Source organism: Kaistia algarum, from assembly GCF_026343945.1.
GTDB lineage: Bacteria > Pseudomonadota > Alphaproteobacteria > Rhizobiales > Kaistiaceae > Kaistia > Kaistia algarum.
Genome location: NZ_JAPKNJ010000002.1, coordinates 1,064,809 through 1,077,993, shown reverse-complemented (window position 1 = coordinate 1,077,993; position 13,185 = coordinate 1,064,809). Strand labels below are relative to the sequence as shown.

General features: G+C 66.2%; 11 protein-coding genes. All 11 read right to left on the bottom strand.

The features are described 5' to 3' along the window. Positions 1–39: 39 nt before the first annotated feature. The 11 genes from OSH05_RS18265 to OSH05_RS18215 all read right to left on the bottom strand — a co-directional run bounded on the left by OSH05_RS18265 (position 40) and on the right by OSH05_RS18215 (position 13,024). Positions 40–999 carry a nucleoside hydrolase gene (locus tag OSH05_RS18265; RefSeq protein ID WP_104220314.1) on the bottom strand — a complete coding sequence of 320 codons (960 nt, stop codon included), beginning with the start codon at positions 997–999 and terminating at the stop codon, positions 40–42. A 1-nt stretch (position 1,000) separates the two neighbouring features. Beyond that, the gene (locus OSH05_RS18260; RefSeq protein ID WP_104220315.1) at positions 1,001–2,074 is read right to left on the bottom strand and encodes an aldo/keto reductase; all 1,074 of its coding nucleotides are present in this window, start codon (positions 2,072–2,074) and stop codon (positions 1,001–1,003) included. Continuing rightward, positions 2,071–3,174, bottom strand: coding sequence for an NADH:flavin oxidoreductase/NADH oxidase (locus tag OSH05_RS18255; RefSeq protein ID WP_104220316.1), 1,104 nt, complete (start codon positions 3,172–3,174; stop codon positions 2,071–2,073). Before OSH05_RS18255 ends, OSH05_RS18260 begins: the two co-directional genes overlap by 4 nt. Positions 3,175–3,201: 27 nt before the next feature. Continuing rightward, positions 3,202–4,182, bottom strand: a complete 981-nt coding sequence (locus OSH05_RS18250) for an ABC transporter substrate-binding protein (RefSeq protein ID WP_104220317.1) — start codon at positions 4,180–4,182, stop codon at positions 3,202–3,204. Positions 4,183–4,548: 366 nt separating this feature from the next. Further along, on the bottom strand, positions 4,549–4,998 hold the full coding sequence (locus OSH05_RS18245) for a VOC family protein (protein WP_104220318.1): 450 nt from the start codon (positions 4,996–4,998) through the stop codon (positions 4,549–4,551). Then, positions 4,995–6,548: an ABC transporter permease gene (locus OSH05_RS18240; protein WP_104220319.1), complete on the bottom strand. Its 1,554-nt coding sequence runs from the start codon at positions 6,546–6,548 to the stop codon at positions 4,995–4,997. Before OSH05_RS18240 ends, OSH05_RS18245 begins: the two co-directional genes overlap by 4 nt. Further along, a complete protein-coding gene (locus OSH05_RS18235; RefSeq protein WP_104220320.1) occupies positions 6,545–7,354 on the bottom strand; it encodes an ABC transporter ATP-binding protein in 810 nt (269 codons plus the stop codon). Before OSH05_RS18235 ends, OSH05_RS18240 begins: the two co-directional genes overlap by 4 nt. Continuing rightward, positions 7,351–8,706, bottom strand: coding sequence for an 8-oxoguanine deaminase (locus tag OSH05_RS18230; RefSeq protein ID WP_104220321.1), 1,356 nt, complete (start codon positions 8,704–8,706; stop codon positions 7,351–7,353). Before OSH05_RS18230 ends, OSH05_RS18235 begins: the two co-directional genes overlap by 4 nt. Before the next feature lie 357 nt (positions 8,707–9,063). Continuing rightward, positions 9,064–10,503 (bottom strand): aldehyde dehydrogenase family protein, encoded by a 1,440-nt coding sequence (locus tag OSH05_RS18225; RefSeq protein WP_104220322.1) that lies wholly within the window; start codon positions 10,501–10,503, stop codon positions 9,064–9,066. After that, complete coding sequence (locus tag OSH05_RS18220) at positions 10,500–11,648, bottom strand: class II histone deacetylase (protein ID WP_104220323.1); 1,149 nt, start codon at positions 11,646–11,648, stop codon at positions 10,500–10,502. The genes OSH05_RS18225 and OSH05_RS18220 overlap by 4 nt, the downstream gene beginning before the upstream one ends. Further along, complete coding sequence (locus OSH05_RS18215) at positions 11,645–13,024, bottom strand: aminotransferase (protein WP_104220400.1); 1,380 nt, start codon at positions 13,022–13,024, stop codon at positions 11,645–11,647. Before OSH05_RS18215 ends, OSH05_RS18220 begins: the two co-directional genes overlap by 4 nt. Positions 13,025–13,185: the final 161 nt, after the last annotated feature.

Here is a 13,185-nt window from a genome sequence, read left to right as displayed (position 1 = left end):
AGCATCGCGTCCGGAAGAAAGAGGTTGGCTCCGCCGCGCTCATGCGGGCGAGCCGGAAACGGCGGCGGTGAGCATCGCCATGAACTTCTCGCGCGAGGCGACGTCAACGACCGTGGCGTTGACCGGTTTTCCGGCATGCAGCTTGCGGTCGATAATGGTCTGGCCGAGCGCCGGGCCGTCGCCATTGACCACCTCGACATAAGCTTCGCTCGACTTCGTCACGATCGACGGATCGATGGCGATCGCCACGGTGATCGGATCGGGCAGATCGATGCCCGGCAGGCCCGAAACCTTGGTCGCGAACTCGACCAGGAAGCGCTGGATATCGACGCAGAAATCACCGAGCTTTCCCCCGACCCGCTTCAGCTCGTCCGTATCGGCCGGCTCGACCACGGCATAGCGCCAGGACACATCCCAGCCGCACATCACGATCGGCATGCCGGACTGGAACACCATACGCGCCGCATCGGGGTCGGCGTAGATATTGAATTCCGAAGCCGGCGTCACATTGCCGGGTCCGTCACCAATTCCGCCCATGATCACGCAATGCTTAACCGCCTTCGCGATCCGCGGCTCGCGGGCGAGCGCGACGGCGATGTTGGTGAGCGGGCCGAGCGTGACCAGCGTGATCTCGCCGGGCCGGGCCAGGATCGCCTCGATCATCTTGTCGATGGCGTGGCCTTCGTCAGGCACGCGGCCATAGAGGGGCAGGCCGATATCGCCCATGCCGTCGACCCCATGCACGTTCTCGGCATGGAACGGTCCGCGGATCAGCGGCACGGCGAGGCCGGCATAGACGGGCACGTGCTCCGCGCCGCAGATCTCGCGCGTGTAGAGCGCATTCTGCAGCGCCTTATCGAGCGAGCAGTTCCCGGCAACGACGGAGATGCCGGCAATCTCGATTCCGGGATGCTTGAACGCGATGACGAGCGCGACAGCGTCGTCGGAGCCGGTGTCGGTGTCGATCCAGAGCGTGGTGGCGGGGGCGTTCAGCGGCATGTCAGGCGATCTCCCGGGAAGGCATGGTTGTTGTTGTTTCGGATGGCGTGGGCGCGGCTGGATCGAGCAGGCCCTCGGCCTTGAGTTCGTCCCACAACGCGGCGGGTACGGGCTCGTCGAGCGCGGCGAGGTTGCGGGCGATCTCTGCCGGCTTGACGGCGCCGAGGACCAGCGTCGAGACCGCTGGATGGCCGAGGACAAACTGCACGGCGGCGCGCGCCAGCGGCACGCCATGGCCCGCGCAGACAGCCTCGATCCGGGCGACATGCGCCATGATCTCCGGCGAAGCGGCTTCATAATTGTAGCGCGCGCCGGGAATGGCGCCCGTTGCGAGGATACCGGAATTGAAGATGCCGCCGAGCATCACGCCGACGCCTTTTTCGAGCGCCAGCGGCAGCAGCGTTGGCAAGGCCGGCTGCTCCAGCAGCGAATAGCGGCCGGCGAGCAGGACCGCGTCGAAATCGGCGTCGCGCAGGAAGCGCTCGCAATAATCGTGGTCGTCGAGCCCGAGACCGATAGCCCGGACGACGCCCGAGGAACGCAATTCGTCGAGGGCGCGATAGCCGCTGTCGATCACCTCGCGATAGCGGATCTCGACCATGTCCTCGCCCTGCGACCAGGGGTCGATATCGTGCACGAGGAGAATGTCGATCCGGTCGGTGCCGAGGCGCAGCAGCGACTGCTCGAAGGAGCGCATGACGCCGTCATAGGAATAGTCGAAGCGCGGACGGTGCGGCAGGCTGCCGACGAAGCCGCGCGCGAGCGGCGGCGCGGGCTCGTCGAAGCGGGACGCGCCGGGGGTCATGACGCGGCCGATCTTGGTCGAGATCACGACGGCCTCGCGAGGGACCGCGCGCAGCGCCGTGCCGACGCGATGCTCGGCGAGGCCGTTGCCATAATGCGGCGAGGTATCGATCAGATTGATGCCGGCAGAGAACGCCGCCTCGACGGTCCCGATGGCGGTCCGCTCATCGAGCCTCTCGAAGAAATCGCCGAGCGGAGCCGAGCCGAAACCGACGCGCGAGACGCTGATGCCGCTCTTGCCAAGCGGGACCTGAGCGAGCCTCGCGCTCATGCCGGCTCCCGGAACTGGAGATAGAAGGCATAGCGGAGCGGCAGCGCGAAGGCCGGCTTTTCGATGCCGATCGCCAGCGCGGCGCGATAGGGAAAGTTCGAATCCGACAGCATCTCGCGGCCGATCGCCACGAAATCCGCCTTGCCCTCGGTGATCACCGCGTCAGCCTGACGGCCCTCGGTGATCCCGCCGACCGCCATGGTGGCGATGCCGGCCTCGCGGCGGATGCGGTCGGCGAAGCCGATCTGGAAGCCGGGGCCTTCCTTGATATGGCCCGGATTGGTGCGGACCAGCACGCCGCCGGCCGAACAATCGATCAAATCGACGCCGACGCCTTTCAGCGCGATGGCGAGCGGTACGGTGTCGTCGAGCGTCAGGCCGGCGCCCTCGATGCGGTCGATGCAGGAGGCGCGATAGAACAGTGGCATGGTGTCGGGGATCGCCGCGCGGACCGCGCTCGCGACCTCCAGCGAAAAGCGCATCCGGTTTTCCGCCGTGCCGCCATAGGCGTCCGTGCGCTCGTTCGAGACCGGCGAGACGAAGGAATGCAGCAGATAGCCATGGGCGCCATGGATCTCGACGAAGTCGAAGCCGGCGGCGACGGCTCGCTTCGCCGCGGCGACGAAGGCCGCCGTGATCCCGGCGATCTCATCGATACTCAGCGCATGCGGCACCGGCCAGTCTTCGTGATAGGGGATCGCCGAGGGCGCGACGGTCTGCCAGGCGCGCGGGTCATCGGCGGGAATGGCCCAGCCGCCGTCCCAGGGTGGGGTCGAGCTGCCCTTGCGGCCGGCATGGCTCAGCTGGATGCCGATCGCGGCGCCCTGGCGGTGATATCCCGCCACGATGCGGGCAAGCCCCGCGACATGGGCATCGTCCCAGATACCGAGGCAATCGGGTGTGATCCGGCCCTCGGGCAGGATGCCGGTCGCCTCCACCAGCGCACCCCCGACGCCGCCAAGGGCGAAACGGCCGTGATGCTCGATATGCCAGTCCGTGACGTGACCATCCACGGCCGCGTACTGGCACATGGGCGATACGAGGATCCGGTTCTTGAAAGTAACGCCCCTGAGTGTCAGGGGCGTGAAGAGGTTTACCATTACGTGTATCCGGGGGTGCTCTGGTAATCAGAGCTCGGCGAGTATGGAGGTATCGAACAGATCCTTGTTCGCCTTTACGCCGATCTTTTCGAGCGAGGCGATATTCTTTTCGATCGATTCGTCATCAATCGTAAAGACGCCCTTCGGGTTCTGCATCAGCGGAATCTGGATCTTGGAGTGGAACTCGGACGCCTCCGGCGTGTAGCCATTGCCCTTGTACCAGCTGTTCTCGAATTCCTTGGTGTATTTGAGCGGATCGGCGAAATCATCGTCCCAGCCCTTGCGGCTGGCACGCAGGAAGCCGACCACGTCCTTACGGCGGTTCTTCAGCGTGTCCTCGGTGACGGTCACGAAGTCCTGCCCGAAGGGCATGCCGTAGTCATAGAACAGCAGATAGCTGGCCTTCTTGCCGGAGGTCTGCTCGACGATGAAGGGCAGCGAGGTCATGAAATCGACCACCGCGTCGACCTGGCCCGTGGCGAGCGGGGTCGGATCGAAGGCATAGGGGACGATCTTGACCTGATCCTCGGCGACGCCGTTCAAGCCGAGCAGAACCTTGAAGGTGCCGAGACTGAGCGGTGAGCAGGCGACGGTCTTGCCGGCGAGGTCCTTCATCGTCTTGATGCCGGTGGCCTCAAGGCTGATGACACTGTCGGGGCTCTTCTGGAACTGCGCGCCGACGATCTTGAAGGGGGCGCCTTTCTCCGAGACGGCGCTCGCCGTCTCGATCAGCGAGGTCAGCGCGATATCGGCCTTCCCCGTCAGAAGCGAGGCCTGCGGGATCACGTCCGGGCCGCCGGGGATGTAGTTCACGTCGAGGCCTTCGGCCGTGTAATAGCCCTTGTCGAGCGCAATGAAATAACCGGAGAATTCGGGATCGTTGATCCAGATCGACTGGAAATTGAGCGGGGTGCCGGCGGCGCGGGCGCGGCCGGGCGGCAGGGTGGCGGCAGCAAGGCCGGCGAGCGCTGCCATGCCGAAGCCGCGGCGGGTCAATGTGGACTTCATGAAAGAACTCCTTCGGATCGGCCAGGCGCCGGTGCCGTCGCCGGCATGCGCTGGTCTCTATGGTTTCGGGTCCGTGCTGTCGGTTGCTGCTTGCCGTGGCGGAGGCGGGCTTCGATCCGCTCACAGCCCGGCAATGGCGCGCAGCCCGATCCGGCTCGGCGCTTAGATATCAACCGCTCTGGGTTCGACCCGAATTTCCGGTCCATCGAAACCGTATGGCGGCATAGTAACGACGAGGAATATGAGTTCAACAACGATGTTGGGCGTCCACCCGGATAGACTGTTTATGTGTTGGGCATGTATTGCTCATTTATTGTTCATGGAACCGCCAGCGTTCGATCAGATCGGCTGGGGGTGAATATTCGATCATGGTGTTGCCTCGTGGAGATGTTCGATCTCGATGAAGGCCCCGCCGGGCGTCCGACAGTAAATCGAGCGGCCACCGGGGAATTCGATGGCGCGGCCCATGACCGTGCCGCCATGGGCGACGACGGTCGCCACCACACTATCGAAATCATCCACATGGAAGGCGACATGCCCGGCGCCGGGCCGCCAGGGCAGGGCATCGCCATGGGGGCGAATATCGCCCTCGGCATGGAAGGCGATCAACTCCAGGATCAGCGGATAGGCACTGGAGCGCATCTGCGTGAAATCGGCCGAGAGACCGGGCTTGCCGGTCAGCGCCGCGATGTCGTCGGAAAGGCCGCGCTCGATGAAGATCGGTTCGAACCCGAAGACGGCGCCGAAGAAGGTGATGGCCGGGTCGATCTCGGCGACGGTCAGCGAGGCGTGGTGCCAGCGGATTCCGGATGTCATCGGCGCACGACCTTTCGTTCGATGAGGCCCACCGCCTCATAGGCGGCGACCGAAATGAGGATCGAGATCAGTGCGCCGGCCCAGATCATGTCGTAGTCGAGGCCGCCGCGCGAGACGTTGAGCAGATTGCCGAGCCCGACGCCGGTGAGCAGCCATTCGGCGACCATGACGCCGAGCAGCGCCTGCGGCGCGACGAGGCGGGCGGCGGCGAAGAGATGGCCGATAGAATAGGGGACGGCGACGAAGACGAGGGTCTTGAGCCTTCCGCCGCCATAGGTGGAGACGAGGTCGTTTGCCGCGCGCGGCACCGTCGTGAAGCCCTGTTGCAGCAGCACATAGGCCGGGAAGAACACCACCAGCACGGCCATGAATACCGACGCCGTGACACCGCGGCCGAATATCAGCGTCACCAGCGGCACGACGGCGACCAGCGGCATGTTCTGCGCCACCATCGCCACGGGCATCATCGCGCGCGCTAGCGCCGGGGCGACCAACGATAGACCCGCGAGAACGAAGGCGAAGGCAAGGCCGGCGAAGAGGCCGAGCGCCGCGACCGGCAGCGTCTGGCCGAGCGCCAGGCCAAGCGCATGACGCGCCGCCGCGGCTCCCTTGCCTTCGAACAGGAACATCACCGTCTGCACCGGCCCCGGCGCGATGATCGGGCTCACCTTGGTGAGCGTGACCATCAGCCACCAGAGCAGGAAGGGCAGGGCGAGTGCCGCTGCGGCATAGACAATACGCTTTGTCCGGCCCCCGGCCGAAACTCCGATCGCGGCCGGCGAAACGGCCGAGAGCGTGACAACCGAAGTCGTTGTGGTCAGGCGGCGACCGGGGAGAAGGAACAAGGCATAGCCGGCGAGCGCGATGGCGCTGGCCGCGAGGCCGACGCCCCAGAGTCGGGCCGGGTTGCCCTGCGGCAGCGCCGAGAGCAGGAACGCGCCGAAGCCCCAGCGCGTGCCCGAGCCGAATTCGCCAAGCACCGCGCCGAGCACGGCCAGCGGCGCGGCGACGCGAAAGCCGGCGAAGAGCGAGGGTAGGGCGCCGCGCAGCCGCACATGCAGCATCAGCTTCGCCTCGCCGCCGCCATAGGCCGCGACGAGATCCGCAAGGCGCGGATCGACCTGGCGCAGGCCGAGCAGCGTCGCCGACATGGCCGGGAAATAGACCATCAGCGCGGCGAGGATGGTCTGCGGCCAGTCGCCGTTGAAAAACAGCACCAGCAGCGGGCCGATCACAATCGCCGGCATAGCGAAGAGCGCGATGTTGACGCCGCGAAAAGCGAGCTCCAGCGCTGGAAACAGGCAGAACAGGAAGGCGGCGAGGAGGGCGAACGAGCAGCCGATCGCAAAGCCGATCGCCGAGGTGCGGATCGTCGCAATTCCGTGCAGGGCATAGAGCTCGCGATCGGCGAAGGCCTGCGACAGTATGCGCGAGGGCGCCGGGAACATGGCGACGCCCCAACTCGTCTGGCTGCCGAGGAATTCCCAGAGCGCGAAGAACAGGAGCACGCCGAAGAGGACGCGCGCGTTCTCGCGTATCGCCCCGTTCATGCGAGCGCTCCCGGCCCATGCAGGCTCGTCGTCAGGCGGTCGCAGAGCGCGTGGAAATCGGGGTTCGAGAACAGGTCGGGCGTGCGCGGCCGGGGGAACGGAACCGATATGATCTCTGCGATGCGCCCCGGATTGGCATGCAGGACGACGACCTCGTCGGCGAGGAAGACCGCCTCGTCGATGCCGTGCGTGACGAGCAGCGTCGTCGTTTGCCGCGCCGCCCAGATGCGCTGCAGTTCAACATTCATCTGGCGGCGCAGGATCTGGTCGAGCGCGCCGAAGGGCTCGTCGAGCAGCAGCACGGAAGGATCGGAGACGAGCGAGCGGGCGATCGCGACGCGCTGGCGCATGCCGCCCGAAAGCTGGCTCGGCAGCGCCTCCTCATAGCCCTTGAGCCCCACCAGTTCGATCAGCGCGCGGATCTTATCGGCGTTCGGCTTGATCGGGCGGCCGAGGATCTGCAGCGGGAAGGCGACATTGGCGAAGACGCTGCGCCAAGGCAGCAAGGCCGGATCCTGGAAGGCGATGCCGAGTTCGCCGTCTTTCCGGAACTGCTCGGGATGCTTCGAGCGGATCAGGATCGCGCCGTCGTCCGGCTGTTCGAGCCCGGCGACCATGCGCAGCAGTGTGGACTTGCCGCAGCCGGAGGGGCCGATCAGCGCAACGAACGAACCGCGCGCCACCTTCAGCGAGATCGGTGCGAGCGCGACGACCGGGCCGCGAGGCGTCGGGAAGGTCTTGCCGGCCTGGTCGATGATCAGGTCGATCGCGGCTTCGGGGGACGTGTTGATCGTCATATAGGTCATGGCTCTGCCAGAAACGCCTTGGCGGCCTCGCCGTGCTCCGCCCGCAGCCGGGCGAGGTCCACGCCAACGGGCGCGCCGCCCTCGACGCGCCACTCGCCCGCGATCATGACGCGATCCGCCGCATGCGCGCCGCAGAGCACGAGCGCGGCGATCGGGTCCCCGGCGCCGGAGAAGCGTAGTTCGTCGAGCGTGAAAAGCGCGAAATCCGCCTGCTTGCCAACAGCGATCTGGCCGATATCCGAGCGCCCGACCAGCGCCGCCGAGCCTTCCGTGGCCCAGCGCAGCGCGTCGAGATGCGTCACCGCCTCGGCACCGTAGCGCAACCGCCCGATCATCAGCGCGTGGCGGACCTCCTCCATCATGTTGGAGGCGTCGTTGGAGGCCGAGCCGTCGACGCCGAGCCCGACGATCGCACCGGCCGCTTCCAGTTCCTTCGTGCGGCAGATGCCGGAGGCGAGCACCATGTTCGACGTCGCGCAATGGCAGACGCCGACGCGGTGCCGGCCGAGCCGCGCGATCTCGCCATCATCGAAATGGATGCCATGCGCCAGCCAGACGCGCTCGTTCAACCAGCCGACGGATTCGAGATAGTCGAGCGGGCGCATGCCGAAGCGCGACAGGCAGAAATCGTTCTCGTCCTCGGTCTCGCCCAGATGCGTATGCAGGCGGCAATCATGCTTTTCGGCGAGGTCGGCCGCCGCGCACATCATCCGCCGCGTCACGTTGAACGGCGCGCAGGGTGCGAGCGCGACGGTGGTCATCGCACCGTCCGAGCGGTCGTGATAGCGGCCGATGACGCGCTCGCAATCGGCGAGCACGGCGTCGTCATCCTGCATCAGCCGCTCGTCGGCGACACCGCCGCTCTTGGTGCCCATGTTGATGACGCCGCGTGTCAGCGCGATACGCATGCCGAGCCGGGCCGCTTCCTCGGCCTCGATGTCGACCGCGTCGGGCATGTCGGCCGGGAAGACGAAGAGATGATCGGACGCCGTAGTGCAGCCGGACATCAGGAGTTCGGTCAAGGCGGCGCGCACGGCGAGGCGGAACCGGTCGCGGTTCAGATACGAGCCCCAGCGCGGATAGAGCGCCTTCAGCCAGGGGAAGAGCTCCTTGTTGATCGCGGCCGGATGGGCGCGCGTCAGCGTCTGGAAGAAATGGTGATGCGTGTTGACGAGGCCCGGCAGGATCACATGCCGCGCCGCGTCAAAGACGGTGTCGTGCACGGGATCGGGCGCGCCCGCGCCGACCAGTTCAACGATCCGCCCACCCTCGACGACAATGCCGCGCTCGGCTCCCTCGGCGAGGACGGCGATGGGGTCCTTAAGCCAGAGGCGCATGGGGGCCTCTTTCATTCTTTACCTCTCCCAGAGGGAGAGGTCGGCCCGATAGGGCCGGGTGAGGGGTTACGGCCTCATCCGGAGAATTCCCTAACCCCTCACCCGCCGGCTTCGCCGTCGACCTCTCCCTCTGGGAAAGGTGAAGAATCGAGCACGCCTTCTTTCTTGAACCCTCCTCTTGAGGGAGGGTCAAAACCGCAAAGCGGTTTTGTGGAGGGGTCGCTTCATTCGGAGACGCAGAGCGCTTCGTCGTCGCGGTGCAGTACGCTTCGGCTTCGCCGAAGCTAGCCCCTCCCCGCAAACGCGAGGGCGTTTTCGACCCTCCCTCAAGGGGAGGGTTCAAGCGGAGATCCCTCGTCGCCGACGTCACCATCACTTCTCCGCCTCCGGATCCCAGCCCAGCACCGCCTTCACCTCCAGAAACTCCCGCAATCCATGTTCGCCGAGCTCGCGGCCATTGCCGGATTGCTTGTAGCCGCCGAAGGGGGCTTCGAAATCGAACCAGGGATTGTTGATGAAGATGCGGCCGGCGCGGATCTTTCTCGCCATTGCGCGGGCGTGGTCCAGGTCGCGCGAATAGACATAGCCGGCGAGGCCGTAGAGCGTGTCGTTGGCAAGCCGGATCGCCTCGTCCTCGTCGTCATAGGTTAGGATCGAGAGCACCGGCCCGAAGATTTCTTCGCGCGCGATGCGCATGTCAGCCTTCACGTCGGCGAAGATGGTCGGGCGCACGAAGTAGCCGCGGTTGAATTCCTGCGGCCGGCCCGGCCCGCCATAGGCGAGCGTCGCGCCCTCGGCGATGCCGGCCTCGATCATGCCCTGGACCTTGGCGAACTGCGCCGCGCCCGCCACCGGGCCGGTCGTGGTCTCGTCGAGTGTGGGATCGCCGACGACCATGGTCTCCGCCACCGCCTTCGCTCGGGCGATCACTTCGTCATGCTGGCTGCGATGCACCAGCATACGCGTCGGCGCGATGCAGGACTGGCCCGAATTGATGAAGCAGCGCTTCACGCCGTCGGTCACGGCGAGGTCGAGATCGGCGTCGGGCAGCACGATATTGGCCGACTTGCCGCCGAGTTCCTGATGCACGCGCTTGACGGTATCGGCGGCGTCCTTCGCGATCTGGATGCCGGCGCGGGTCGAGCCGGTGAAGGAGATCATGTCGATATCGGGATGACGCGATATCGCCGCTCCGACCTCCGGGCCGGTGCCGTTGACGAGGTTGAACACGCCCTTCGGCACGCCGGCCTCGTGCATCACCTCGGCGAGGAGGAAGGCGGAGAGGGGCGAAAGTTCCGAGGGCTTGAGCACGACCGTGCAGCCGGCGGCGAGCGCGGGGGCGAGCTTGGTGACGATCTGGTTGAGCGGCCAGTTCCACGGCGTGATCAGGCCGCAGACGCCGATCGGTTCCAGCACGATGCGCGACTGCCCATGCTGCTGTTCGAAGTCGAAGCCGGCCAAGACCTTGGCGAAGCTCTCGAAATAGATAATCGACGAACCCGTCTGCAGTGCCCAGGACAGCCATTTCGGCGAGCCCATCTCGGCGGTGACGGCGGCAGCGAGTTCCCCCTGCCGCGCTTTGAAGATCTCGACGATGCGCGCGAACAGGGCGAGCCGCTCTTCCTTGCTCGTCGCGGCAAAGGCCGGGAAGGCGCGCCGGGCCGCCGCGACGGCACGGTCGACATCGGCGGCCGAGCCGAGGCTGATCCGCCCGGCCGGCTCCTCGGTGGCCGGGTTGATCACATCATGCGGTCGCGGGTTCACCGCAGGAACGAAGGCGCCGTCGATATAGAAGAGGGTGGTGTCGGTCACGAGGCTTGTCTCTGTTCGTTTGCCGGCACGCGCGCCACATTCGCTGCGGCGCGGGCGATCGCCGCGTCCTGGTGGGGCTGAAGGTCCTGCCACGCCATGCCGGCGATCAGGGTCTGGAACGGGTCGTCGACGGTGCCTTTCTCGCCGGAGAGCGCCTCGACGAGGGCCATGGCGAGGAAGGGGACCGAGGGGCGGTGATAGCCGCCCTCATGCGTGACGAGGACGCGCCCGCCGCACAGCGTATCGGCGGCGACGAGGATTCGCTTCATCATGGCCGCGAAGGTTTCGCCGTCCAGCATCATGCGCGCCTGCGGATCATAGGCGCCGGCATCGAAGCCGGATGCGACGATGATGAAATCGGGCTTGAAGCGATGGAGCGCCGGCAGCACGACGCGGTCCATCACGGCGAGATAGGCATCGATGCCGGAGCCGGGCGGCAGCGGAATGTTGAGATTGGCGCCTTCGCCCGCGCCGGCGCCGATCGTCTCGACCGCGCCGGAATTCGCCGGATAGCAATTGTCCTGGTGGATCGAGATCGTCAGCACCGACGGATCTTCGAAGAATATGCTCTCCGCGCCATTGCCGTGATGCACGTCCCAATCGACGATCGCCACGCGGGCAAGACCATGGGCCGCCTGCGCATGGCGGGCGGCCAGTGCGCCATGATTGAAAATGCAGAAGCCATAGCCATGCGCGGCGACGGCGTGGTGGCCGGGCGGGCGGACCAGAGCATAGGCATTGGCGACCTTGCCCGCGACGATCGCATCGACGGCCTCCAGCATGCCGCCCGCCGCCAGCGCGGCGATTTCATAGCCGCCGGGGCCGAAGGGCGTGTCACCGCCGATCGCGCCGAGGCAGGCGTCGCCGCCGTCGCTCGCGCTCATTTCCTTGAGCCTCGCGAGATAGGCCGGTGCGTGGACGCGCGTGAGCTCCGCGTCGCTTGCCTCGCGCGGCTTGATCGGGGTCAGCTTCTCGGCGAGACCGGCGACATCGAGCAGGTTCTTGATCCGGCGCTTGCTGGCCGGGCTCTCGGAAGCCTCGTCCGGCTCGACCACGCCGCGGCCGGATTTGAGGAATCCGGCCAGCGCCGTGGTGTCGTGCCACATCAGGAGTTCATGCCAGACGAGGCCGGTCGCCCGCTTCATGCCGTGACGCCGTAGTGCTTGGCGGTGGCATCCAGTGACTCGCGGGTGATGTCAAAAATCTCGTCCATTTCGGCCTTCGTCGTGATCAGCGGCGGCATCAGGCTCATCGTGTCGCCATTGGCACGCAGCGCCAGCCCGCGCTTCAGCGCCTCGGCGCTGCAGAAATCGCCGATATGGGCCTCGTAGGGATAGGCCTCGCGGGACGCCTTGTCCTTGACGATTTCGAGGCCGCCCATCAGGCCGACATAGCGGATATCGCCGATCAGCGGATGCTCGGCGAAAGCGTCGAGCTTGGCCTGGAAATAGGGCGCCAGCTCCTTGCCGGCATTCTCGACGATCCCTTCCTCTTCGAGGATGCGGATGTTCTCGAGCGCGACGGCGCAGCAGGCGGGATGGCCCGAATAGGTATAGCCGTGATCCCAGGTGCCGCCCTGGTCGATCAGCACGTCGGCCACGCGGTCCGAGATGATCGTGCCCGAAAGCGGGAGGTAGCCGGAGGTGATCGCCTTGCCGACCTGCATGATGTCCGGCTCGATGCCGTATTTGTAGCAGCCGAACCACTCGCCGGTGCGCCCGAAGCCCATCACGACCTCGTCCACGATCAGCAGGATGTCGTATTTCTTGCAGATGCGCTGGATCTCCGGCCAATAGGTCATGGGCGGGCAGATCGCGCCGCCCGCGCTCTGCGCCGGCTCGGCCACGAAGGCGGCGATGTTGTCCGCGCCGATCTCCAGGATCTTGTCTTCGAGCCACGAGGCGGCGAGCACGCCGAACGCGTCCGCGTCCATACCGGCGCCGTTGCGATACTGGTAGGCCGTCTTGATGTGGGTGACGTTGGAGAGCGGCAGGTCGCCGCCGGCCTTGTGCATCGGCCAGATGCCGGAAAGGCTGGCCGCCATATGCGAGGAGCCGTGATAGGCGAGTTCACGTGCGATGAAGATACGCTTCTCTGGCTTGCCGAGCAGGTCCCAATAGCGCCGCGCGAGACGCGTGCCGGTCTCGTTGGCCTCGGAGCCCGAGGACTGGAAGAAGACGTGGTTGAGATGCGCGGGCAGCATCGAGGTCAGCTTCTCGGCCAGGCTGATCGCCGCACGGTGCGTCGTCTTGAAGAAGGACTGGCAGTAGGAGAGTTCCAGCATCTGCGCCGCGGCGGCGTCGACCAGTTCCTTGCGGCCATAGCCGATATTCACATTGCCGAGGCCGGAGAGCCCGTCGATCAGCCGCTCGCCATCCGTATCCCAGACATAGATGCCCTCGGCATGCGCCGCGACGCGCGCCCCGATCTGGCGCAGGCTCGCATGGTCGGTGGAGGGGTGCAGGTAGTGCGCCCGGTCGAGCACCTGCCAGCTCTGCGTATCCAGCTCCTTGAAGGCCATCGTCGTTTCCATCCGTTCCTGTCGTTGGCGCGATGTCATCCCTTCACTTCTGCCTGGGGGGTGAAGAAAGGAGGCTCGCATTCCACCCGACTAGACCGCGCGCCCCGCCCGGCGACCATTGCTGCGCTGGCGCAAAAACATGGCAGGGCGTGCGGCCGGTC

Coding starts and splice junctions, on each gene's coding strand:
- OSH05_RS18220 (WP_104220323.1), bottom strand. CDS start 11,648: ATGAAGCGGGCGACCGGCCTCGTCTGGCATGAACTCCTGATGTGGCAC.
- OSH05_RS18260 (WP_104220315.1), bottom strand. CDS start 2,074: ATGAGCGCGAGGCTCGCTCAGGTCCCGCTTGGCAAGAGCGGCATCAGC.
- OSH05_RS18245 (WP_104220318.1), bottom strand. CDS start 4,998: ATGACATCCGGAATCCGCTGGCACCACGCCTCGCTGACCGTCGCCGAG.
- OSH05_RS18265 (WP_104220314.1), bottom strand. CDS start 999: ATGCCGCTGAACGCCCCCGCCACCACGCTCTGGATCGACACCGACACC.
- OSH05_RS18230 (WP_104220321.1), bottom strand. CDS start 8,706: ATGAAAGAGGCCCCCATGCGCCTCTGGCTTAAGGACCCCATCGCCGTC.
- OSH05_RS18255 (WP_104220316.1), bottom strand. CDS start 3,174: ATGGTAAACCTCTTCACGCCCCTGACACTCAGGGGCGTTACTTTCAAG.
- OSH05_RS18235 (WP_104220320.1), bottom strand. CDS start 7,354: ATGACCTATATGACGATCAACACGTCCCCCGAAGCCGCGATCGACCTG.
- OSH05_RS18250 (WP_104220317.1), bottom strand. CDS start 4,182: ATGAAGTCCACATTGACCCGCCGCGGCTTCGGCATGGCAGCGCTCGCC.
- OSH05_RS18215 (WP_104220400.1), bottom strand. CDS start 13,024: ATGGCCTTCAAGGAGCTGGATACGCAGAGCTGGCAGGTGCTCGACCGG.
- OSH05_RS18240 (WP_104220319.1), bottom strand. CDS start 6,548: ATGAACGGGGCGATACGCGAGAACGCGCGCGTCCTCTTCGGCGTGCTC.